Source organism: Lentzea nigeriaca (genome assembly GCF_016907955.1).
GTDB lineage: Bacteria > Actinomycetota > Actinomycetes > Mycobacteriales > Pseudonocardiaceae > Lentzea > Lentzea nigeriaca.
In genome coordinates, this window is sequence record NZ_JAFBCX010000001.1 from 878,678 (window position 1) to 899,785 (window position 21,108).

The 21,108-nt window shown below is 69.3% G+C and carries 26 protein-coding genes and 1 pseudogene; 19 read left to right on the forward strand and 8 right to left on the reverse strand.

Translation table 11 applies throughout. The features are described 5' to 3' along the window. Positions 1–2 precede the first annotated feature (2 nt). A complete protein-coding gene (locus JOD27_RS03230; protein WP_204760555.1) occupies positions 3–638 on the forward strand; it encodes a maleylpyruvate isomerase N-terminal domain-containing protein in 636 nt (211 codons plus the stop codon). Here the strand turns inward: JOD27_RS03230 and JOD27_RS03235 are convergent. After that, a complete protein-coding gene (locus tag JOD27_RS03235; protein WP_204760556.1) occupies positions 635–1,213 on the reverse strand; it encodes a GNAT family N-acetyltransferase in 579 nt (192 codons plus the stop codon). The genes JOD27_RS03230 and JOD27_RS03235 overlap by 4 nt on opposite strands. Before the next feature lie 156 nt (positions 1,214–1,369). On the opposite strand from JOD27_RS03235, the gene JOD27_RS03240 reads away from it, so the two are divergent. The 8 genes from JOD27_RS03240 to JOD27_RS03275 all read left to right on the forward strand — a co-directional run bounded on the left by JOD27_RS03240 (position 1,370) and on the right by JOD27_RS03275 (position 8,648). After that, positions 1,370–1,867, forward strand: coding sequence for a DinB family protein (locus JOD27_RS03240; RefSeq protein WP_204760557.1), 498 nt, complete (start codon positions 1,370–1,372; stop codon positions 1,865–1,867). 92 nt (positions 1,868–1,959) lie between these two features. Further along, positions 1,960–2,364, forward strand: a complete 405-nt coding sequence (locus JOD27_RS03245; RefSeq protein ID WP_204760558.1) for a DUF948 domain-containing protein — start codon at positions 1,960–1,962, stop codon at positions 2,362–2,364. After that, positions 2,361–2,630 (forward strand): hypothetical protein, encoded by a 270-nt coding sequence (locus JOD27_RS03250; protein WP_030471638.1) that lies wholly within the window; start codon positions 2,361–2,363, stop codon positions 2,628–2,630. The genes JOD27_RS03245 and JOD27_RS03250 overlap by 4 nt, the downstream gene beginning before the upstream one ends. 79 nt (positions 2,631–2,709) lie before the next feature. Further along, on the forward strand, positions 2,710–5,379 hold the full coding sequence (gene alaS, locus JOD27_RS03255) for an alanine--tRNA ligase (protein ID WP_204760559.1): 2,670 nt from the start codon (positions 2,710–2,712) through the stop codon (positions 5,377–5,379). Further along, positions 5,366–5,854 (forward strand): Holliday junction resolvase RuvX, encoded by a 489-nt coding sequence (ruvX, locus tag JOD27_RS03260; RefSeq protein WP_204760560.1) that lies wholly within the window; start codon positions 5,366–5,368, stop codon positions 5,852–5,854. Before alaS ends, ruvX begins: the two co-directional genes overlap by 14 nt. Next, complete coding sequence (mltG, locus tag JOD27_RS03265) at positions 5,851–7,071, forward strand: endolytic transglycosylase MltG (protein ID WP_204760561.1); 1,221 nt, start codon at positions 5,851–5,853, stop codon at positions 7,069–7,071. The genes ruvX and mltG overlap by 4 nt, the downstream gene beginning before the upstream one ends. Next, complete coding sequence (locus JOD27_RS03270) at positions 7,071–7,889, forward strand: shikimate dehydrogenase (RefSeq protein WP_307829853.1); 819 nt, start codon at positions 7,071–7,073, stop codon at positions 7,887–7,889. The genes mltG and JOD27_RS03270 overlap by 1 nt, the downstream gene beginning before the upstream one ends. A gap of 39 nt (positions 7,890–7,928) precedes the next feature. Next, positions 7,929–8,648, forward strand: coding sequence for a class I SAM-dependent methyltransferase (locus JOD27_RS03275; RefSeq protein ID WP_204760563.1), 720 nt, complete (start codon positions 7,929–7,931; stop codon positions 8,646–8,648). A gap of 96 nt (positions 8,649–8,744) precedes the next feature. On the opposite strand, the gene JOD27_RS03280 is transcribed toward JOD27_RS03275, so the two are convergent. The 3 genes from JOD27_RS03280 to JOD27_RS03290 are packed head-to-tail and all read right to left on the reverse strand — an operon-like array spanning position 8,745 to position 11,151. Further along, on the reverse strand, positions 8,745–9,134 hold the full coding sequence (locus tag JOD27_RS03280; protein ID WP_204760564.1) for a hypothetical protein: 390 nt from the start codon (positions 9,132–9,134) through the stop codon (positions 8,745–8,747). Continuing rightward, the gene (locus tag JOD27_RS03285) at positions 9,131–10,444 is read right to left on the reverse strand and encodes a sensor histidine kinase (protein WP_372441663.1); all 1,314 of its coding nucleotides are present in this window, start codon (positions 10,442–10,444) and stop codon (positions 9,131–9,133) included. Before JOD27_RS03285 ends, JOD27_RS03280 begins: the two co-directional genes overlap by 4 nt. Positions 10,445–10,476: 32 nt before the next feature. After that, positions 10,477–11,151 (reverse strand): response regulator, encoded by a 675-nt coding sequence (locus tag JOD27_RS03290; RefSeq protein ID WP_204760566.1) that lies wholly within the window; start codon positions 11,149–11,151, stop codon positions 10,477–10,479. A 231-nt stretch (positions 11,152–11,382) separates the two neighbouring features. Here JOD27_RS03290 and JOD27_RS44500 point away from each other — a divergent pair. Continuing rightward, positions 11,383–11,745, forward strand: a pseudogene (locus tag JOD27_RS44500) (phosphatase PAP2 family protein); the annotation flags it as partial. Positions 11,746–11,949: 204 nt separating this feature from the next. Here the strand turns inward: JOD27_RS44500 and JOD27_RS03295 are convergent. From JOD27_RS03295 to JOD27_RS03305, 3 genes are read right to left on the reverse strand one after another with little or no spacing between them, the layout of a single operon-like run. Next, positions 11,950–12,216: an HPr family phosphocarrier protein gene (locus tag JOD27_RS03295; protein ID WP_204761148.1), complete on the reverse strand. Its 267-nt coding sequence runs from the start codon at positions 12,214–12,216 to the stop codon at positions 11,950–11,952. 33 nt (positions 12,217–12,249) lie between these two features. Next, a complete protein-coding gene (locus tag JOD27_RS03300) occupies positions 12,250–13,533 on the reverse strand; it encodes a PTS transporter subunit EIIC (protein ID WP_204760567.1) in 1,284 nt (427 codons plus the stop codon). Continuing rightward, positions 13,530–14,285, reverse strand: a complete 756-nt coding sequence (locus tag JOD27_RS03305; RefSeq protein WP_307829854.1) for a GntR family transcriptional regulator — start codon at positions 14,283–14,285, stop codon at positions 13,530–13,532. The genes JOD27_RS03300 and JOD27_RS03305 overlap by 4 nt, the downstream gene beginning before the upstream one ends. Before the next feature lie 110 nt (positions 14,286–14,395). Between JOD27_RS03305 and JOD27_RS03310 the strand changes: the two genes are divergently transcribed. From JOD27_RS03310 to JOD27_RS03345, 8 genes are all read left to right on the forward strand, one after another. Further along, the gene (locus JOD27_RS03310; protein ID WP_109641667.1) at positions 14,396–14,632 is read left to right on the forward strand and encodes a PTS sugar transporter subunit IIB; all 237 of its coding nucleotides are present in this window, start codon (positions 14,396–14,398) and stop codon (positions 14,630–14,632) included. Next, positions 14,629–15,084, forward strand: a complete 456-nt coding sequence (locus tag JOD27_RS03315) for a PTS sugar transporter subunit IIA (protein ID WP_204760568.1) — start codon at positions 14,629–14,631, stop codon at positions 15,082–15,084. The genes JOD27_RS03310 and JOD27_RS03315 overlap by 4 nt, the downstream gene beginning before the upstream one ends. Before the next feature lie 399 nt (positions 15,085–15,483). Beyond that, positions 15,484–15,936, forward strand: coding sequence for a prepilin peptidase (locus JOD27_RS03320; RefSeq protein WP_204760569.1), 453 nt, complete (start codon positions 15,484–15,486; stop codon positions 15,934–15,936). 13 nt (positions 15,937–15,949) lie between these two features. Continuing rightward, positions 15,950–17,149: a chorismate synthase gene (gene aroC, locus JOD27_RS03325; protein WP_204760570.1), complete on the forward strand. Its 1,200-nt coding sequence runs from the start codon at positions 15,950–15,952 to the stop codon at positions 17,147–17,149. After that, the gene (locus JOD27_RS03330; protein ID WP_204760571.1) at positions 17,146–17,652 is read left to right on the forward strand and encodes a shikimate kinase; all 507 of its coding nucleotides are present in this window, start codon (positions 17,146–17,148) and stop codon (positions 17,650–17,652) included. Before aroC ends, JOD27_RS03330 begins: the two co-directional genes overlap by 4 nt. Continuing rightward, the gene (gene aroB / locus JOD27_RS03335) at positions 17,649–18,758 is read left to right on the forward strand and encodes a 3-dehydroquinate synthase (RefSeq protein ID WP_204760572.1); all 1,110 of its coding nucleotides are present in this window, start codon (positions 17,649–17,651) and stop codon (positions 18,756–18,758) included. The genes JOD27_RS03330 and aroB overlap by 4 nt, the downstream gene beginning before the upstream one ends. Continuing rightward, positions 18,755–19,186, forward strand: a complete 432-nt coding sequence (gene aroQ / locus JOD27_RS03340; RefSeq protein WP_204760573.1) for a type II 3-dehydroquinate dehydratase — start codon at positions 18,755–18,757, stop codon at positions 19,184–19,186. Before aroB ends, aroQ begins: the two co-directional genes overlap by 4 nt. A 38-nt stretch (positions 19,187–19,224) precedes the next feature. Beyond that, positions 19,225–19,602, forward strand: a complete 378-nt coding sequence (locus JOD27_RS03345) for a VOC family protein (RefSeq protein WP_204760574.1) — start codon at positions 19,225–19,227, stop codon at positions 19,600–19,602. Here JOD27_RS03345 and JOD27_RS03350 read toward each other — a convergent pair. Continuing rightward, positions 19,588–19,992: a B-4DMT family transporter gene (locus JOD27_RS03350; protein WP_204760575.1), complete on the reverse strand. Its 405-nt coding sequence runs from the start codon at positions 19,990–19,992 to the stop codon at positions 19,588–19,590. The two genes, JOD27_RS03345 and JOD27_RS03350, sit on opposite strands and share 15 nt — an antisense overlap. 35 nt (positions 19,993–20,027) lie before the next feature. Between JOD27_RS03350 and JOD27_RS03355 the strand changes: the two genes are divergently transcribed. Next, positions 20,028–21,104, forward strand: a complete 1,077-nt coding sequence (locus tag JOD27_RS03355) for a M24 family metallopeptidase (protein WP_204760576.1) — start codon at positions 20,028–20,030, stop codon at positions 21,102–21,104. Positions 21,105–21,108 lie beyond the last annotated feature (4 nt).

A 21,108-nucleotide genomic window follows, 5' to 3' on the forward strand; every position in this document is an offset into this window, starting at 1 on the left:
ACGTGACGATCAGAGAAGACTTCCTGACCACCGCCCGCATCGCGCTCGATCTCCTGCGCCATCAGAAGGTCACCGAGAACTGGGAGAAGCCGAGCGCGCTGCCCGAGTTCGGCGTCAGCGGCCTCGCCGGCCACATCGGCTACCAGGCCTTGCCCGTCCCGTCGATGATCTCGGCGCCCCTCGGTGACGAACCGGTCGTCGGCCTGATGGAGCACTACGCGCGAGCGAACTGGACCGAGCAGGACGTCGACTCGGAGTTCCACAGCCGCATCCGCGCGGGCGGCGAGAAGATCGCGGAGGAAGGCCAGGACGCGCTGTGCGACCGGTTCGAGCAGACGCTCGACGAGCTCGCGAAGACGTTGCCAGACCTGGACGACCGGCCTGTCCGGATGCCGCACTGGGGTCCGTGGGCGGTGTCGCTGGACGACTACCTCGTGACCCGCCTGATGGAGTTCGTCGTGCACTCCGACGACCTCGCGGTGAGCGTCGGCGTCGACACGCCGGAGTTTCCGCGCCACGTCAACGAGACCGTGATCGACCTGCTGACCCGCATGTCCCTCAACCGCCACAAGGCCGTGGACCTCGTGCGCGCGTTGAGCCGCAAGGAACGCGCACCGCAGGACATCACCGCGTTCTAACGAGGGCACACCATCAGCAGGGCGAGCTTGTTCGGCAGCATGATCTCGTCAGCGACCATGAACCCGCCGGCCTCGAACGACCTGATGGCCCGCTTGTTGCGCACGTCCGGGTCCAGCACGATCCGCGTGCAGTGCGGGTCGGCCGCGAACAGCGCGTCGGTGAGCCGGGGGAGCAGCGACCGCACCAGTCCCTGGTCGGTCATCGCGAGCTCACCGACCGCGAGGTTCAGCCCGAGGTCGTGCGGCCTGGCCTGGTAGCACCCCGCGACGACGTCCCGTGCCGCGCGGTAGACCTCCGCGTAGATCACCGGCCGCCCGTGCCAGCTGATCAGCAACGGCCGGACGTCGTCGCCGCCGAGGTGACCCCGCAGCCGTTCCTCCCACCGCGGCAACGACCAGGCCCGCCGCGCGAACGCCGCCACGTGCGGCGCCTGGTTCCAGCGGTGGATGAGGTGCAGGTCGTAGCCGTCGGACCGGGCCACGCGGGCCTGCCACGGATCCGTGAGCTCCGGGATCGGCGGGGCGCCCGCCGTGGCGTGCTTGCGGTAGGAGTCCAGGTGCGACACCGGCTTCACGAGGCCTCCTGCCCAGGGCGACTTAGGGTTGCCTAACTCCACTGCGCGGGAGCCGCCGGTGTCAAGCAATGTGTGACCGGTATTTCACAGGCGGTGACCGGGTCGAGTCAATGAAGCGGCCCGAATTCGTTTGGACGGCGGCGTAGGTTCGTGACCATGGCCGAGACCCAGCGCGAACCGGTGCCGCGCGTCGACACGGGTGAGCTCGACGTCGCACACGCGTTCCTGAAGTTCCAGCGCCACTGCGTGCTGAAGAAGGCGGAAGGCCTGACCGAGGACCAGCTCCGCAAGCCGCTGGTCGCGAGCGGTACGTCGCTCCTCGGGTTGATCCAGCACCTCACCGAGGCCGAGCGCTTCTGGTTCGACCACCACGTCGGTGGCGCGGACTGGTCCGAAGAGGACGAGCTGGACATGGCGGTGCCCGAGGAACGGAGCGCGGGTGAGGTGATCGAGGCCTATCGCGCGGCGACCGCGGACAGCGACAGGGCCATCGAGGCCGCCGGTGATCCCGAGGCGCTGATGGCGATTCCGACTCCGGACGGCGTGCGGCACACGCTGCGCTGGACCCTCGCCCACATGACCACCGAAACCGCCAGGCACGCGGGCCACGCGGACATCCTCCGGGAGCAGATCGACGGCGTCACCGGACGCTGAAGATCAACTACCGGTGCCGCTCATTTGGCTGTCGGACCCACCCGGTAATCTCACCGGCAATCAAGCCACAACGCCGGTCACCAGGAGGATCCGTGTCGCCAGGGCAGATCGCCGCGTGGGTCGGCGCCGGCGCGTTCGTGCTGGTCGCGCTCGTGGTGGTGTTCGTCGGCATCAAGGCAGCGCGGTTCTTCGACGAGGCCACGATCGCGATGCGCAAGGCGCACGAGAACACCGATCCGTTGTTCAGCGAGGCCAACACGACGCTGACCCACGTGAACACGCAGCTCGAGCGCGTCGACGGCATCACGGCCAACGCACGCGCCGTCACCGGCAACGTCTCCGCGCTCACCAGCCTGTTCACCGCCACGCTCGGCGGGCCGCTGGTCAAGGCCGCCGCGCTGTCCTACGGCGTGAGCAAGGCCGTGAAGGCCCGCCGCAAGGCCGCCGAGCAGCCGAACAAGCACGCCAAGCGCCGCCCGAGGCGAGGTGCGAAATGAGCCGCCTCTTCTGGTTCGGCCTGGGTGCCGCGGCCGGGCTCTTCGTCGCGAAGAAGGCCGCCGAGGTCACAAAGCAGGCGACTCCCGCCGGTATCGGCGCTAACGTGGGTGAAGGCCTGCGTGAGCTCGCCGGCGCGATCGGTTCCTTCGGGGCCGAGGTGCGCGCGGGCATGGCCGAACGGGAACAGGAGTTGCAGGAGACCGTGGAACGTCAGACGGGCTTCACGCCGGGGCGTCGAGCGCCCAGGGCGAACGGCAAGCACTGAAAGACAGCCGTTCGCCACTGTGTCATGCGCTTGGCACAGCGCACGCCCCCGACAAACTCTTGACCAGCAAGGAACTCCCGTGCAGACCCACGAGATCATCAAGCGTTTCCGCGAGCACTTCGAGCGCAACGGGCACAAGTACATCCCGTCCTCGTCGCTCCTGCTCGACGACCCGAACCTGCTGTTCGTCAACGCCGGCATGGTGCCGTTCAAGCCGTACTTCCTCGGCGAGGCCCCGCCGCCCGCCCCGCGGATGACGAGCATCCAGAAGTGCGTGCGCACCCCGGACATCGACGAGGTCGGCAAGACGACGCGCCACCTCACGTTCTTCCAGATGGCCGGCAACTTCTCGATCGGCGACTACTTCAAGGAAGACGCCATCCGCCTCGCCTGGTCGCTCGTGACCGGTTCGGTGGACGAGGGTGGCTACGGCTTCGACCCGGAGCGCATCTGGGTCACCGTCTACAACGACGACGACGAGGCCATCGAGCTGTGGCAGAAGATCGCCGGGCTGCCGACCGAGCGCATCCAGCGCCGTGACGGCAAGGACAACTACTGGGACATGGGCGTGCCCGGTCCCGGCGGCCCCTGCTCGGAGATCTACTTCGACCGCGGCCCGGAGTACGGCAAGGAGGGCGGCCCCGTCGTCGACGAGGACCGCTACCTGGAGATCTGGAACCTGGTCTTCATGCAGGACGTCCGCGGCGAGCTGAGCCCCAAGGAGGGCCACAAGCCGATCGGGTCGCTGCCCGCCAAGAACATCGACACCGGCATGGGCGTCGAGCGCGTCGCCTACCTGCTGCAGGGCGTCGACAACGTCTACGAGACCGACCTGGTCCGCGCCGTCATCAACAAGGCCGAGGAGCTCTCCGGCCGCAAGTACGGCGCTGACGAGACCGACGACGTCCGTTTCCGCGTGATCGCCGACCACGCCCGTTCCGGCGTCATGCTGGTCGGCGACGGGGTCACGCCCGGCAACGAGGCCCGCGGCTACGTGCTGCGCCGCCTGCTGCGCCGCATCGTCCGCTCCGCCCGCCTGCTGGGTGTCACGGAGCCGGTGCTGGTGCAGTTCGCCGAGGTCGTCCGCGACGCCATGGGCCCCGCCTACCCCGAGCTGGTCAGCGGTTTCGCCCGCATCCAGCAGGTGCTCAAGGCCGAGGAGGACACGTTCCTCCGCACGCTCGACGCCGGTTCGCGGATCTTCGAGAACGCCGCCGCCGAGGTGAAGGCCGACGGCCGCGCCACGCTGCCGGGCGACCGCGCCTTCCAGCTGCACGACACGTACGGCTTCCCGATCGACCTGACGCTGGAGATGGCCTCCGAGGCCGGTCTGAGCGTCGACGAGGACGGCTTCCGCAAGCTGATGGCCGAGCAGCGCGCCCGCGCCAAGGCCGACGCCGCCGGCAAGAAGACCGGCCACGGCGACCAGACCGTGTACCGCGAGCTGCTGGAGCAGGGTCCGACCGAGTTCACCGGCTACAGCGAGCTCGCCTCCGAGGCCACGCTGCGCGGCATCGTGCTGAACGGTCAGCGGATCTCCAGCGCCAAGGAAGGCGACATCGTCGAGGTCGTCCTCGACCGGACGCCGCTCTACGCCGAGTCCGGTGGCCAGGAGTCCGACGCCGGCACGATCGTCACGGGCAACGCCGAGCTCGAGGTGCTCGACGTGCAGAAGGTCGCCCGCAAGCTGTGGGTGCACCAGGTGCGCGTCCGGTCCGGCGAGATCAGTGAGGGCGAGCACGTCGAGGCCCGCGTCGACCCGGAGTGGCGCATCGGTGCCCGCCAGGGCCACTCGGGCACGCACGTCGTGCACGCCGCCCTGCGCCAGGTGCTCGGCCCGTCGGCCCTGCAGAGCGGTTCGTACAACAAGCCCGGCTACCTGCGGCTCGACTTCGCCTGGACCGGCGGTCTGTCGAACGAGGCCAAGTCCGAGATCGAAGAGGTCTCGAACCTCGCCGTGCGCAAGGACCTGCCGGTCTCCGTCGTGTACACCGACATGGCCGGCGCCCAGGACATGGGTGCTGTCGCCCTGTTCGGCGAGACCTACGACGAAACGGTGCGCGTCGTCGAGATCGGCGGCCCCTGGTCGCGTGAGCTCTGCGGTGGCACGCACGTCGAGCACTCGTCGCAGATCGGCCCGATCACGCTGCTGGGCGAGTCGTCGGTCGGTTCCGGCGTGCGCCGCCTGGAGGCCTACGTCGGCATCGAGGCCATGCGGTTCCTCGCCAAGGAACGCGCCATCGTGCAGAACCTCTCGGACATGCTGAAGGTCGGCTCCGAAGGCCTGCCCGAGCGGATCGAGTCGCTGGTCGAGCGTCTGAAGACCGCCGAGAAGGAGCTGGAGAAGGTCCGCGCCGCCCAGCTGCTCGGCAACGCCAGCTCGCTCGCCGACAAGGCCCTCGACGTGCGCGGCCTGTCGCTCGTGGCCCTCGGCCTGGAGGGCGTGTCGGGCAACGACCTGCGCACGCTCGGTGGCGAGGTCCGCAACCGCCTGGGCAACAAGCCGGGTGTCGTGGCCCTGTTCTCGGTCGACGGCGACAAGGTGAGCTTCGTGGTCGCCACGACGGCCGCCGCCCGCGACCTGGGCCTGGCCGCCGGCAAGCTCGTCCCGGTGTTCGGCCCGGCCATCGCCGCCCGCGGTGGCGGCAAGCCGGACCTGGCCCAGGGCGGCGGCACGCACCCGGCCGGTGTTCCCGACGCCATCACGGCTCTCACGAACGAACTGGACAAGGTGCTTGAGCAGCGCTGACGTCCCCGGCGTCGACGATCCGGGCCTCGGCAGGAGGCTCGGCGTCGACGTCGGATCGGTTCGAGTGGGAATTTCTCTCAGCGATCCGAGTGCGTTTCTGGCGACTCCGCTGGTTACCCTCCAGCGTGACGAGAAGGGCGGCTCGGACCTCACCGAGCTCGTACGTCTCGTGGCCGAGCATGACGTCGTCGAAATCGTGGTCGGCCTGCCCAAGACACTGGCTGGGCGGCACGGACCGGCAGCGGAAGCGGCGACCGCGTACGCTGCCGCGTTGGCCGGACGGGTCGCTCCCGTTCCGGTCCGGCTCAGCGACGAACGGCTGACGACGGTCGTGGTGAGCCGCGTGCTCGCGCAGCGCGGTGTCAAGGGCAAGAAGCAGCGTGCCGTGGTCGACCAGGCCGCCGCTGTCGAGATCCTGCAGTCGTGGCTGGACGCACGGGCACGTTCTGTGGCCGCCCGAAAGGACGAGGTGTGAGCGACGATCTCGGGTTGTTCACCGACCCCGACGTGGACGAACGACGCCCGCTCAAGCGTGAGCGGGGGCGTGAGAACAGCGCCCGCGCCAAGGCGAAGAAGCGCAAGAAGACGATCATGTGGCTGGTCGTGGCGCTGGTCCTCGCCGTGGGCATGGGCGGTGCCGTCTACGGCTACCGCGAGCTGCGTGGCATCGGTTCGTACGACGACTTCACCGGCAGTGGCGAGACCGACACCATCATCGAGGTCCAGGACGGCGAGGTCATCAGCCAGATCGCCTCGACCCTCTACGACAACGGCGTCGTCGCCTCCGCGCGCGCCTTCATCGAGGCCAGCAAGTCCGACGCCCGTGTGACGTCGGTCCAGCCGGGCTTCTACCTGATGAAGACGAAGATGTCGGGCAAACAGGCAGTGGCCCGCATGATCGACGAGAAGACGCGGGTGCCCGCCGTCCAGATCATCGGCGGCATCAAGCTCACCGACATCAAGGTGGGCGACAAGCTCGTCAAGGGCATCTACTCCCAGCTGGCAGACGCGAGCTGCACGGAGAAGGACGGCGTCAAGAAGTGCCTGACCGCTGACGAGATCAAGGCCGCGGCCGAGCAGACCGACCCGGTGGCCCTCGGCGTCCCCGAGTGGGCGCTCGCCGACGTGAAGAAGGCCGAGCCCCAGTACCGCCTCGAAGGCCTGATCATGCGCGGCGTCTACCAGGTCAAGCCGGGCGTCAGCGCGGTCGAGATGATCCGCAGCGTGATCGTGGCGTCGACGCAGAAGCTGCAGGGCGCCGGCATCCCCGGCGGCACCGCGAACACCGGCTTCCGTCCCTACGAGGTCCTGGTCATCGCCTCGCTGATCGAGAAGGAAGCCATCGAGAAGGACTTCACCAAGGTCTCCCAGGTGATCTACAACCGCCTGAAGGAGCCCATGGCCCTGCAGTTCGACTCGACCATCAACTACAAGAACAACCAGCCCCACATCCGCACCTCGGACGCCGACCGCGCCAAGCCGGGCCCGTACAACACGTACAAGAACCTGGGCCTGCCGCCGACGCCGATCGGTTCGCCGTCCCAGCAGGCCATCGCGGCCGCCCTGAAGCCGGAGGGCGGCAACATCATGTACTTCGTGAAGTGCGAGAAGGACGGCACCTCGTGCTTCTCGGTCACGATCGACGAGCACAACGCGAAGGACCAGAAGGCCCAGAAGGACGGCATCTACTAGTGCGTCGCGCGGCAGTGATCGGCTCGCCGATCGAGCACTCGCTCTCTCCCGTGCTGCACAACGCCGCCTACGCCGCACTGGGCCTGGACTGGGAGTACACGCGCCTGGAGTGCACCGAGGACCGGGTGGCGCCGCTGGTGGCGTCACTCGGCCCGGAGTGGGTCGGCCTCTCGTGCACGATGCCGACGAAGCGCGCCGCTTTGGCCGTCGCGTCCTCGGTGACGTCGCGGGCGGAGGCCGTCGGTGCCGCGAACACGTTGGTGCGCACCGGTTCGGGGTGGCACGCCGACTGCACCGATGTGGACGGCGTCGTGGGAGCGTTGCGGGAGAAGGGGTTCTCCTCCGGCAAGCGCGGTGTCGTGATCGGTGCCGGCGGCACGGCCACGGCTGCGCTGGCGGGGCTCGCCGAGTTGGGGATCTCGTCGGTTTCCCTTGTGGTGCGGGACCCTTCGCGTACTTCGGAGGCGCTGGAGACGGCTTCTCGGGTCGGGGTCGCTGTCGACGTGCTGGCTTTGTCCTCTGTGGACCTCGGTGCGCTGGCCGGCGAGGCCGATGTTCTGGTGTCCACCGTGCCTGCGTCGGCCACCGAGGTGTTGGCTGGTGCTGTTGCTCGGGCGCCGTACGTGTTGGACGTGATCTACCATCCCTGGCCCACGCCGGTGGCTTTGGCGGTGGAGGCCGCGGGGACTCGGTTGGCCACTGGGCTGGACATGTTGCTGCATCAGGCTTTTGGGCAGGTGGAGCTGTTCACCGGGATGGCTGCGCCGCAGGATCTGATGCGGTCTGCTCTGGCTGCCGAGCTGACGGCTCGGGCGTAGCGAGCGCAACCTCTTCGCCGCTCGGGACGTCCTGGGGGCATGACTCCGGTTCAGGTGAACGACTACGACAGCATCGCCGAGGGGTACACGGCCGAGAACGAGACGAGCCTCCTGAACGCGTACTACGAACGGCCCGCGATGCTGGATCTCGCCGGCGACGTGACGGGCCGCCGGATCCTCGACGCCGGCTGCGGCTCGGGCGCCCTGTTCGCCGAGCTGCGCGATCGAGGCGCCATCGTGACCGGCATCGACGCGAGCGCCGGAATGCTGGAGCTGGCCCGAAAGCGGCTGGGCGCCGACGCGGACCTGCGGGTCGGCGACCTGGCCGACCCGCTGCCCTTTCCCGACAACACGTTCGACGACGTCATCGCGTCCCTGGTGCTGCACTACCTGGAGGACTGGGGACCGACACTGGCCGAACTGCGCCGCGTGCTGACCCCTGGCGGCCGGCTCATCGTCTCGGTCGAGCATCCTTTCGCCATCCACCTCATGCAGCGCGCGGCTGGGGACGAGCCCAACTACTTCCAGACCCGCGAACGGACCGAGGAATGGATCATGGGCGGCCAGACCGCTCAGATGAGATTCTGGGACCGTCCGCTGCACGCGATGACCGAAGCGTTCACCGAGGCCGGCTTCCACATGACCATGATCAGCGAACCGCCGCCCGTGCCCGCCGCCCGCGACTTGTTCCCCGAGCTCACCGGCACGCGCTTCCTGGGCTTCCTGTTCTTCGTGCTGCAGGCCGGCAGCGATTCCTGAGCACTCTGGTGCGGCCGCCGGTGGTCCGGTCTCGCGGTCGGCTGCCGGTCCGGTGGAGGGGCCGGACGGCTCGCTTCGCATCGCGGTTTCCCAGGGTTAAGGGCAGTTGAAGCCCGACACCGGCACGTTTTCCACCTTCGCCCGGCTCGCGATTGCCGTGCAGTAGAGCTGGAACTGCGCCATCTTCGACAGCGGGCCCATGTCCTCGGGCAGCACGATCACGTTCGACACCGCGTACACCCGCGAGGAGCTCCCGGGGACATCGGTGGTCAGACCGAGTTTCTTCTCCTCATCGGTGGGTCCGGCCACGAGGAGGTTGATGGCGGTCGCGGTGTCGACGTTTCCGGAGTAGGCGCGGGTTCGGCGGACCAGTTCGTCGTGTTTGGCCGACAGGAGGTACACGGTCAGTTCGTGTGACGAGACGGTGGGGGCCTCCGCACCGCTCAGGATCGGGGTGGGGCGGACTCCGCAGGCCGAGAGGATCACCAGGGCAAGCGCAAGGTGAAGAGGGCGCCGCCGGTGGGCGCGTTGGCCGCTTCGATGGTGCCGCCGTGCAGGCGGGCGTTCTCCCATGCGATCGCCAATCCCAGCCCGCTGCCCTCGGAACGGGAGCGGGCCGTGTCTGCCTTGTAGAAACGGTCGAAGATGTGGGGGAGGGCGTCCGGTGGGATGCCGGGGCCGTTGTCGGAGACCTCGATGACGCCGGGCCGCACCTCCACCCGCACAGGTGCGCCGCCGTGTTTCAGGGCGTTGCCCACGAGGTTCGCGACGATCACGTCGAGGCGGCGGCGGTCCACGCGGCCGGTGATGCCGTCGGGGAGTGAGGCCTGAACCGAGGAGGACCAGCCTCTGGCCGTCAGGGAGTCGCGGACGGCTGTGCTGATGTCCCAGTCGTCCAGCTCCAGGACGTTGCGGCCCTCGTCGAAGCGGGAGATCTCCATCAGGTCGTTGACCAGGCGGGTCAGTTTGCGGGTTTCGGTGGAGACCAGGCGGGCCGCCACCGCGGTGTCTTCGGGGAGGGAGGCGGCGTCTTCGTCCAGGACGGCTGTCACGGCGTTCATCGCGGTCAGCGGGGTTCGGAGCTCGTGGGAGACGTCGGCGACGAAGCGGCGGGAAGCCGCTTGCGAGGACTCCAGTTGTTCGGCGGCGCGGTTGAACGTGCGGGCCAGGTCGGCCAGTTCGTCGGAGCCTCGGTCGTCGACGCGGGTGTCCAGACGGCCGGAGCCGAGGGCGCGGGCCGCGTCGCCCAGGCGGCGGACTGGGCGCAGGACGCCCCTGGCGGTGAAGAGGGCCAAGCCGACGGCCAGGGGGAGCACGAGGCTGACGCCTACCCAGGCTGCGGTGGCGAAGCTGTCGATGGCGCGTTGCGGGCCGTTCAACGTTGTCCACGCCAGCACTTCCACGCCGGTCGGGGTGCCGTCGGCGCGGAGCAGCGGGATGCCGATGACCACGTACGGTTCGATTTGGTCTGTGCGGCGTTGCCAGAGGACCGTTCTGCTCGACCTCAACGCCTCGCGCATTTCCGCCGGGACCGCCACCGAGGGATCGGGGGTGTTACGAGCGCGCATGCCCTGGTACACCACGGTTGCCGAGCCGCGCAGGAAAGTGCCGAAGTCGTCGAGGTCCTGTTGTGCCGGTGGGACGGTCAGGCGCGGGGCGTAGTTGCGGACGTCTTCCACGAGCGGGTTCATGAAGGTGATCTGGGCGTCCTCCAGCAGGAGGTTGCGGGCGGTCGCGTAGGAGGCGCCTGCCGCTGCCACCGCGCCGAGGAGCGTCAGCAGCAGAAAAGCGGCCATCAGACGCGGCTTCAGGCCTCGGAACAACGACCTCATCGCGGGCCGAAGCGATAGCCGAAACCGCGCACCGTGTGGACGTAGCGGGGCTCGGAGGGGACGTCCTCGATCTTGGCGCGCAGGCGTTGGACGCACGCGTCGACGAGGCGGGAGTCGCCCAGGTAGTCGTGTTCCCAGACGGCCTCGAGGATCTGCTGGCGGGTCAGCACGCGGCCGGGGGTGCGGGACAGTTCCAGCAGGAGTTTCAGCTCGGTGGGGGTCAGTGCGACCTTCACGTCGTCCTTCAGCACCTGCAGGCCCGCACGGTCGATCATCAGCGAACCGTGACGCTCCACAGTGGACGGTTCGGAGACGGTTCGGCGCAGCACCGCGCGGATTCGGGCCTCCAGGACCCGCGGTTCGACGGGCTTCACCACGTAGTCGTCAGCGCCTGCCTCCAGGCCCGCCACCACGTCGAAGTCGTCGCCGCGCGCGGTCAGCATGATGATCGGCACCTCGGCCTGCGCGCGCATGCGGCGGCACGTCTCGAAGCCGTCGATGCCCGGCAGCATGATGTCGAGGACGACGATGTCGGGGCGTGACTCGCGCAGGCGCTCCACGCCTTCCTCGCCTGTTGCCGCTGCTCGGACGTCGTGGCCCTGGCGGCGCAGCGCCAAGCCGAGTCCTTCACGCACGGACGGGTCGTCCTCGACCAGCAACACCATCGCCACGAGATCCATTATCGGCAGGCGACAGCGGATACGGCGTTTCTGTAGCGGAACCATGACATGGCGTGGACGTTCCCGTAGACCGGCGCGCGGAGTGTCGTGGGCATGGCCGGAAGCTTGGTGGGATTCCTGTTCACGTACTTCGCGCTGGTGTGGACGTCGTTCGGGCAGAAGGCGGAGAACGCCGCGTTGCCAGAGTTGTCGCTGCAACGTTCGTGGGCGTCCGACGTCGACATGGCGATCCTCGTCGCGGCGGCGCTCGTGATCCTGATAGCGCGAAAGAAGGCGTTTCCGCCGTTGCTGGTGCTCGGAGGGTCGGTGTTGCTGGCGCAGTTGCTGAAGCTCTACGTGCTGGTGCGGCCCGCGCTGGACGACGAAGCGGTGCTGGTGCACAACAGCTTCCCGAGTGGACACACGACCGCTGCGGTGGCCTCGGTGATCGCGGTGACCATGGCCGTGCCCAAGCGGTTCGCCCTCGTGGTGGCGGTGCCCGGCGCGCTCGGGGCCGGTGCGGTGGCCGCGGAGACGGTGTCGCTCGGCTGGCACCGGTTCAGCGACACGCTCGGCGCGGCGCTGCTGGTGTCGACGATCGCGTTCCTGGTGCTGCGCAAGTGGACCGCGGGCCTGGTCGTGCCGCCCGCGCTCGCCGCGGGCGGGGTGTGGCTGATGGTGACGTACCCGCAGGCCACGCCGCCGACGTTGGCCGGCGTCGTGACCGCGGGGGTCGTTCTGCACTTCGGGTGGACCGTGAGTGGTCCTGGCCGTCGGGGCGACCATGACCACTCACGATCCGGGCACGACTCAGTCGTCGTGGTCGGTGGCGATCAGTTCGGCGATGGCGTCCAGAGCGGCGTCCGCTCCGTCCCCGTCGGCGCTGAGCACCACCTCGTCACCGTGCATAGCGCCGAGGGTCATCAGACCCAGCACACTCGCCGCGTCCACGGCTTCGCCGCCGTCCTTGCGGATGGTGACCGTCACCGGCTGGTCGGCGGCGGCCTTCGCCAGCAGTGCGGCCGGTCGGGCGTGCAGTCCGACCTTGCTGGCCACGGTGACCCGTCGCTCGGCCATGATGGTTCCTCCCGGTAGAGCTGGTTGTGCTGGCTACTTCTCGTTCTTCGCGGGCTTCTCGGAGCCGGCGGAGGTGCGCTCGGCCGTGGCGACGACGCTCTCGTCCGCTTCCGGCGACTCGTCGTCCTCGCGACCCGGCGTCTTCAGGTTCCACTTGGTGATGACCCAGCGGAACAGGAAGTAGTACACCACCGCGTAGATCAGGCCGAGGATGATCAGCAGCCACGGCTTGGTCGCGATGTTCCAGTTCAGGATGAAGTCGATCGCACCGGCCGAGAACGAGAAGCCGTCGTGCGCGCCCAGCGCGTTCGAGATCGCGAGCGAGGTGCCGGTCAGCACCGCGTGGATCACGTACAGTGGCCACGCCACGAACATGAACGCGAACTCCAGCGGCTCCGTCACACCGGTGATGAACGCGGTGAGCGCGGCGGAGCCCATGATGCCGCCGATGATCTTGCGCTGGTTCGGCCGCGCGGTGTGCACGATCGCGAGCGCGGCGGCCGGCAGGGCGAACATCAGGATCGGGAAGAAGCCGGTCTGGAACGTGCCGGCGCTCGGGTCGTGCGCGAGGAAGCGCGGGATGTCACCGGTCTTGCCCTCGTAGGTGCCGAACTGGAACCACACGACGTTGTTGACGATGTGGTGCAGGCCGAGCGGGATCAGCAGGCGGTTGACGGTGCCGTAGATGAACGCACCGATGATCGTGCTGCCGGTGACCCACTCGCCGACCGCGGTGAGGCCCGCGCTGAACCACGGGTACACGAGGCCGAGCACGACGCCGAAGAGCACCATGACGCCGGCGACGATGATCGGCACGAACCGGCGGCCGCCGAAGAAGGCCAGGTACGGAGGCAGCTTGATGCGGTGGTATCGCTGCCACAGCAGTGCCGTGGTGATACCGACGATGATGCCGCCGAGCACGCCGTAGTTGATCAGCGCGGGCTTCGCGGCCGGATCCGTCGGCTGGTCGAGGACCAGGGGCGACATGGCCTTGAAGACGCTGGTCAGCACGGTGTAGCCGACGACGGCGGCGAGTGCGGTGGAACCGTCACCGCGCCGGGCGAACCCGACGGCGATGCCGACCGCGAACAACAGGGCGAGGTTGCTGAACAGCGCGTCGCCCGCCGCGCCGATCACCGCGGCGACGGCGTTCCAGCCGAGACCGTCCTTGCCCAGCATGTCCGGCTGGCCGAAGCGGAGCAGGAGACCTGCCGCGGGCAGCACGGCGATCGGCAGCATGAGGCTGCGACCGAAGCGCTGCAACGTGGCGAGACCCTTGATCTGACGACCGCCCACATCTGCGGTGTTGGCGCTCATCGGGTACCTCCCTTGGCGGAGTTCGGTCCGGTCCCCGGGACGGTCCGGTCCAGTTGCATGGTCACCTGGTAGAGATCGCCCCGGTACCAGGAAGTCACGTCTTCACACGGCCGCCCCTGAGAGCTGGCGACCCTTCTGAACACGAGCAGCGGGCTGCCCTTGCGGACGTCGAGCGCCTTGGCCGTCTCGGCGTCGGCGGTCTCGGCCCACACGGTCTGCCTCGCGTGGTCGAGCTGTACCCCGTACTTCGCCGCGAAGAGCTCGTAGAGCGACCCGGTGAGGTCGCACCGGTCGAGCTCGGGCAGCAGGTGCGGGCTGTACCAGCCGGCCTCGAGGGCCAACGGCGCCCCGTCGGCCTTGCGCAGCCGCACGACGCGGTAGGCGTACTCGTCGTCCTCCAGCCCCAGCGAGGCCTTCGAACCCGGAACGGCCTGCCCGCAGCTGATCACCTCGGTGCTGGGCTCGAGCCCGCGCGCCTTCATGTCCGAGGTGAACGAGGCCAGGAAGAGCTGCAGGTCGTAGCGGCGCCGCGCGGTGAACGTGCCGCGCCCCTTGGCCCGCGTCAGCAGGCCCTCCGCGACCAGCTGGCCTACTGCCGCGCGCACTGTGATGCGGGACACTCCGTACCGCTCGGCGAGGTCGCGTTCGGACGGAATGGGCGAGCCGGGGGCGAGGTCGTGCTCGGCGAGCCGGCGCAGGATCTCGCGTAGTTGTGCGTGCTTGGGCTTGGGCCCGTCCACGATCTCGTGCACTCGCTCACCTCCTCGCAGTGGTACTTTCCGGTCTAGACCAGTTGGTGCGGGAGAATGCTCCGCGCACCGAGCGGGTGTCAACCGCTGTTACGGGAACGAGAGGTACGAACGTGGCTGACGACAAGGCGCAGAAGATCATCGACGCGCTGGGCGGCGCGTCCAACATCGTCGAGATCGAGCCGTGCATCACCCGTCTGCGGTGTGAGCTCGAGGACGGTTCCGTCGTGGACGAGAAGGCCCTGAAGGCGTTGGGAGCACACGGAGTCATGCGCTCCGGCAACGTCGTCCAGGTCGTCGTCGGCCCCGAGGCGGACACCATCGCGTCGGACATCGAGGACCTCCTGTGAGCCTCCGCGTCGGCAGCCCCGTGGCCGGTCGGGTGGTCGCGCTCTCCGCGGTGCCGGACCCGGTCTTCTCCCAGGCGATGGTCGGCCCCGGCGTGGCCGTCGAGCCGGTTCGTTCCCGGTCCGACGTGGTCTCCCCGGTCGACGGCACGGTCGTGACGCTGCACCCGCACGCGTTCGTGGTCGCGACCGGCGACGGCGCGGCCGTGCTCGTCCACCTCGGCATCGACACCGTGAAGCGCAAGGGCGAGGGCTTCGAGCTGCACGTGGTCAAGGGCGAGGAGGTGCGCGCCGGTCAGCGCATCGTCACGTGGGACCCGGCCGAGGTCGAGGCTGCCGGCTTCGCGCCGATCTGCCCGGTGATCGCGCTGGACGCCTCCGCCGAGGTGCTCGGCGACGTGTCGCTGGACGTGGACGTGGCGGCGAACGACGCCCTGTTCGACTGGTCTCGCTGACGTTGCCGGACGGTACGCGGGGCCCTTGCGTACGCCAGGAGAGTACGAAAGCTCCCCGCGTACGCCGAGGAGAGTGAAAGCTGTTCGCGTGCGCTGTGGAACGCGAAAGGCTTTTCGCCTGAGTCCGGCAGCGTACGAAGGCTCCCCGCGTGCGTTCGGAGAGTACGAAAGCTCCCCGCGTACTGGGCGCGCACGCGTTGGCGATCTTGTCGGTGGTGCTGGCTGGGTTGGGTTGCGAGGGGATCCCCGGTAGGGGGTACCCCCTGTGTGAGCCTGCCGTGGCACCGGTTCGGGCGTTTTCCCAGCCTGAGCTGAGGCACGGTGGTGCCGTGCGTGAACGGACCGTTCACGACCGGTCGCGATTTGTGCCCGAGTCGTACCGAGCAGGACCGTGGTGCCATGACCACGGTCCTGCTCGCGTCGTTGCTGGCTTCGTTGTGGACGGTCGCCGCCGCCCTGGACGCACCGCCCTCGTCCTACCTGCTGGCCTGGTTCGGCATCGTGCTCGCGCTGACAGACCTGCGGCACCGCCGGTTGCCGGACGCGCTGACCCTCCCGCTGGGCGCCGCGCTGCTGCTCCTGCAGTTCCACAGGCTGGGAGAAGCGGTCGTCTCCGTGCTTCTTTTCGGTGGTGCTCATCTCGCTGTCCGGACGTGGCGCCCGCGCCTGATGGGCGGCGGAGACGTGAAGCTCGCGTTCGGGCTCGGCGCGCCGCTCGCGCTGCCGTCGCTCCTGCCTGCGGCGATCCTGTCCAGTGCGGTCACCCTCGCGCTCGCGGGCATCCGGCGCAGCCGCGGAGTGCCGCACGGTCCGGGGTTGCTGGCCGCCACCTGGGCGTTGACGACGCTGTGAAAGGATTGTGAACGTGCTGCGCTGGATCACCGCTGGAGAGTCACACGGCCCCGCCCTCGTCGCCGTCCTGGAGGGCATGCCCGCCGGTGTCGAGGTGACCACCGACGACCTCGTCGCCCAGCTCGGGCGGCGCAGGCTCGGGTTCGGCCGAAGCCCGCGCATGGGCTTCGAGCAGGACGAGGTCGAGATCCTCGGCGGCGTGCGCCACGGCAAGACGCAGGGCGGCCCGATCGCGGTCACCATCGGCAACTCCGAGTGGCCGAAGTGGCAGACCGTGATGTCCGCCGACCCGGTCGACCCGAGCCTGCTCAAGCCGACCGGCCGCAACGAGGCCCTCACGCGGCCCCGGCCCGGTCACGCCGATCTGCCCGGCATGCAGAAGTTCGGCTTCGACGAGGCACGGCCCGTTCTCGAACGCGCCAGCGCCCGCGAGACCGCGGCCCGCACGGCGCTGGGCACGGTGGCGCGGCAGTTCCTGCAGCAGCTGCTGGGCGTGCGGATCCTGAGCCACGTGGTGTCGATCGGCAAGGCCGAGACGCCCGAGGACAGCGCGCTGCCCACGCCGGACGACCTGGCCGCCATCGACGAGTCGCCGGTGCGCTGCTTCGACCAGCGCGGCACGGACGCGATGGTGGCCGAGGTCGAGGCCGTGAAGGAGGCCGGCGACACGGTCGGCGGCGTCATCGAGGTGCTCGCCTACGGGTTGCCGCCGGGCCTCGGCTCGCACGTGCACTGGGACCGCCGCCTCGACGCGCGCCTGGCCGCCGCCCTGATGGGCGTGCAGGCGATGAAGGGCGTGGAGATCGGCGACGGCTTCACCTCCGCCAAGCGCTGGGGTTCGCAGGCGCACGACGAGATCGACCGCGGCAGCGGCCCGGTCGGCGTGACGCGCCGCTCGAACCGCGCCGGTGGCCTCGAAGGCGGCATCACCAACGGCGAGATCCTCCGTGCGCGCGTGGCGATGAAGCCCATCTCGACCGTCCCACGTGCACTGTCCACTGTGGACGTCCGTACCGGCGAGCCCGCCGTCGCGATCCACCAGCGCTCGGACGTCTGCGCCGTGCCGCGTGCGGGCGTCGTGCTGGAGTCCGTGGTGGCGCTGGTGCTCGCCGAGGCCGCGCTGGAGAAGTTCGGCGGCGACTCGCTCGACGAGACGCGCCGCAACGCCCACGCGTACCTGAAGGCCCTGGAAGCCCGCTGGGAGGGCATGTGAGCCCGAAGTTCGTCGTGGTCGGTCCTCCCGGGGCCGGCAAGACCACGGTCAGCGAACTGCTGGCCAAGCGGCTGGGCCTCGTGTTCCGCGACACCGACGCCGACATCGTCGAGGCCACCGGCAGGGCGATCGGGGACATCTTCACCCAGGACGGCGAACCGGCTTTCCGTGCCATGGAAGAGGAAGCGGTCGCCAAGGCGCTCGCGGAGCACGACGGCGTGCTGGCGCTCGGCGGTGGCGCGATCCTGTCGCAGCGGACCCGTGAGCTGCTCGAGAACCACACGGTCGTGTTCCTGAACGTCGGCATGGCCGAGGGCGTGCGCCGCACCGGGCTGTCGACCGCGCGCCCGATGTTCTCCGGCGTCAACCCGCGCGCCACGTTCAAGGCGTTGCTGGACGCGCGCCTGCCGCTGTACCGCGAGGTTGCGACGATCGAGGTGCTGACCGACGCCCTCGACCCGGAGCAGGTGACCGACGCGGTGATCAAGGGAGCCAGCGAATGACCGAGCCCGTGCGCATCCGAGTCGCCGCGGAGAAGCCCTACGACGTGACGATCGGCCGCGGCCTGCTCGGCGACATCGTGGACCACCTCAAGGGCACCGCGAAGATCGCGATCATCCACCAGCCGACCCTGGCCGCCACGGCCGAGGTTCTGGTCGACGAGCTCAAGGCCGCGGGCGCCGACGCCCACCGCGTCGAGATCCCGGACGCCGAGGACGGCAAGGACCTCGCCGTCGCCGGCTTCTGCTGGGACGTGCTCGGCAAGATCGGCCTGTCGCGTCAGGACGTCGTGGTGGGTCTCGGTGGCGGCGCCGTCACCGACCTCGCGGGCTTCGTCGCCTCCACGTGGATGCGCGGCGTGCGCCTGGTGAACATCCCGACGACGCTGCTCGGCATGGTCGACGCGGCGGTCGGCGGCAAGACCGGCATCAACACCGACGCGGGCAAGAACCTCGTCGGCACGTTCTACGAGCCGGACGCCATCTTCGTCGACCTCGCCACCCTGGAAACGTTGCCGCGCAACGAACTCGTCGCCGGCATGGCCGAGATCGTGAAGGGCGGCTTCATCGCCGACCCGGTGATCCTCGACCTGATCGAGGCCGATCCCCGGGCCGCGTCGGATCCGACCGGTGAGGTGCTCGCCGAGCTGGTCCGCCGCAAGATCCAGATCAAGGCCGACGTGGTGACGAGCGACCTGCGCGAGTCGTCCCTGCGCGAGATCCTCAACTACGGCCACACCCTCGGCCACGCCATCGAACGCCGCGAGCGCTACCGCTGGCGCCACGGCGCCGCCATCAGCGTGGGCCTGGTCTTCGCCGCCGAACTGGCACGCCTGGCAGGCCGCCTCGACGACGAGACCGCGGACCGCCACCGCCGCGTCCTGGAACTGCTCGGCCTGCCGACCTCCTACGACCCGGACGCCCTCCCGCAGCTGATGGAGGGCATGAAGGTCGACAAGAAGAACAAGGCGGGCGTGCTCCGCTTCGTGGTCCTCGACGGCCTCGCCAAGCCGGGCCGCCTGGAGGGCCCGGACCCGGCCCTGATCGCGGCCGCCTACTCCGCGGTCGCCGCCGAGCCGACGCAGGGCTCCGGAAAGGTGCTGCTGTGAAGGTCCTCGTCCTGAACGGCCCGAACCTCGACCGCCTCGGCACCCGCGAGCCGGACGTCTACGGCAGCACGACCTACGCCGACCTGGTGGAGATGTGCGAGGCCGAGGGGCGCGAGCTCGGTTTCGAGGTGGAGGTCCGCCAGACCGCCCACGAGGGCGAGATGGTCGCGTGGCTGCACGAGGCCGCCGACGCCTCGACCCCCGTGGTGCTGAACGGCGCCGCCTGGACGCACTACTCGATCGCGGTGCGCGACGCCTGCTCGCAGCTCACGGCGCCGCTGGTCGAGGTGCACATCTCGAACATCCACCAGCGCGAGGAGTTCCGGCACCACAGCGTCATCTCGGCGATCGCGAACGGCGTGATCGTGGGACTGGGCGTGGAGGGCTACCTCCTGGCGCTGCGCTGGCTCGCGCTCAAGCAGAAGTAGTTCACGCCGCAGGCGCGGCCGTGTCGAGGGATGACGGGATGCTTCACCACGTCGAGCTGTGGGTGCCGGACCTCGCCCGCGCCGAAGCCACGTTCGGCTGGTTGTTCACCGAACTCGGCTGGACCGAGCACCAGCGCTGGAACGCGGGCGTCAGCTGGAAGCTCGACGAGACCTACGTCGTGGTCGAGCAGTCCCCAGCCCTGACAGGTCCACACGATCGGATGAAAGCAGGCCTCAACCACCTCGCCCTGCACGCGGGCACGAGCGACAACGTCGACCGCCTGACCGAAGCGGCTCAGCATCACGGCTGGCACCTGATGTTCGCCGACAAACACCCGTACGCGGGCGGCGAAGATCACTACGCCGCGTTCCTGGAGAACGACGACGGCTTCGAGGTCGAGCTAATCGCGGGCTGAGTCCTTCTGCACGAGGAACCCGCCCAGCAGCATCCCGAGCCCGGCCGGCGCCAGCACCAGCAACGCCGTGAACGCCGCCCCGCCCGTCAGCGCCACCCACAGGGCTTCCTGCCCGGTCTGGTCGACCAGCAACGCCGACCCGATCACGCCCAGGGCACCGGCGAACGGTCCGGCGATCAGCGCGGCGATGAACCACTGCATGCCGCCCGACGGCAGTTCGCGGAGGCGGTCGACCGCGCCCCAGATCACGGCGGCGGCGATGAGCAGGCCGATGGCGATCGGGCGGATCGACGTGGCTTCGGGGCTGCGGACGCCCACGGCTGCCACGCCCGTCTGCACGGCCCCGTGCAGGAGCCCCATCCACAACGCACGCACGAACCAAGGATGCATGCGGACAGCTTAGGACTGGCCGTACGCTGCGAGACATGTCGTCGTACGCCGCACGCCGCACCGCACTGCGCCAGGAGCTCCAGGCCACGGGTCTGGACGCGCTGCTCGTCACGAACCTGCTGAACGTCCGTTATCTGACGGGGTTCACCGGATCGAATGCCGCTGTCCTGATCGACGCGACCGGCGACGACAAGTCGGTGTTCTGCACCGACGGCAGGTATCTCACGCAGTCGGCCAAGCAGGTGCCGGACCTGGAGCGGCTGATCGACCGGCCGTGCGATCTCACGCTCGCGAAGAAGGCCAAGGGCAGGCTCGGGTTCGAGAGCCACCACGTCACCGTCGACGGCCTCGAAGCGCTGAACCAGGCCGCGGAGAAGGCGGAGCTGACGAAGGCGAGCGGGCTGGTCGAGACGTTGCGGCTGGTCAAGGACGAGATTGAGATCGAGGCGCTGCGGATGGCCTGCGCGGCGGCGGACCGGGCGCTGGCGGCGTTGATCGGGCACGGCGGGCTGCGGGCAGGCCGGACCGAGCGTGAGGTCGCGCGCGAGCTGGAGAGCCGCATGCTCGACCACGGTGCCGAGGGGCCGTCGTTCGCCTCGATCGTGGCGTTCGGCGCCAACTCGGCGGTGCCGCACCACTCGCCGACCGACGCGACGCTGCACGTGGGCGACTTCATCAAGCTCGACTTCGGTGCGCTCGTCGACGGCTATCACTCGGACATGACCCGCACGCTCGTGCTCGGCAAGCCCGCCGACTGGCAGGTCGAGCTGTACGACCTGGTCGCGCGGTCGCAGGCGGCCGGACGGAACGCGCTGAAGCCGGACGTGAGGGTGAGCGACGTCGACCACGCGTCGCGCGAGGTGATCGAGAAGGCCGGGCACGGGGAGGAGTTCCTGCACGGCCTCGGGCACGGGGTCGGGCTGGAGATCCACGAGGCACCGGCGTTGTCGAAGGCGGGTGACGGTACACTTTCGGCCGGTATGGCGGTCACCGTCGAGCCCGGCGTCTACTTGTCGGGGCGGGGCGGAGTCCGCATCGAGGACACCCTCGTGGTGCGCGAAAGCGGACCGGAGCTCCTCACCCTGACCACGAAGGAACTCGTGGTCGTCTGACACC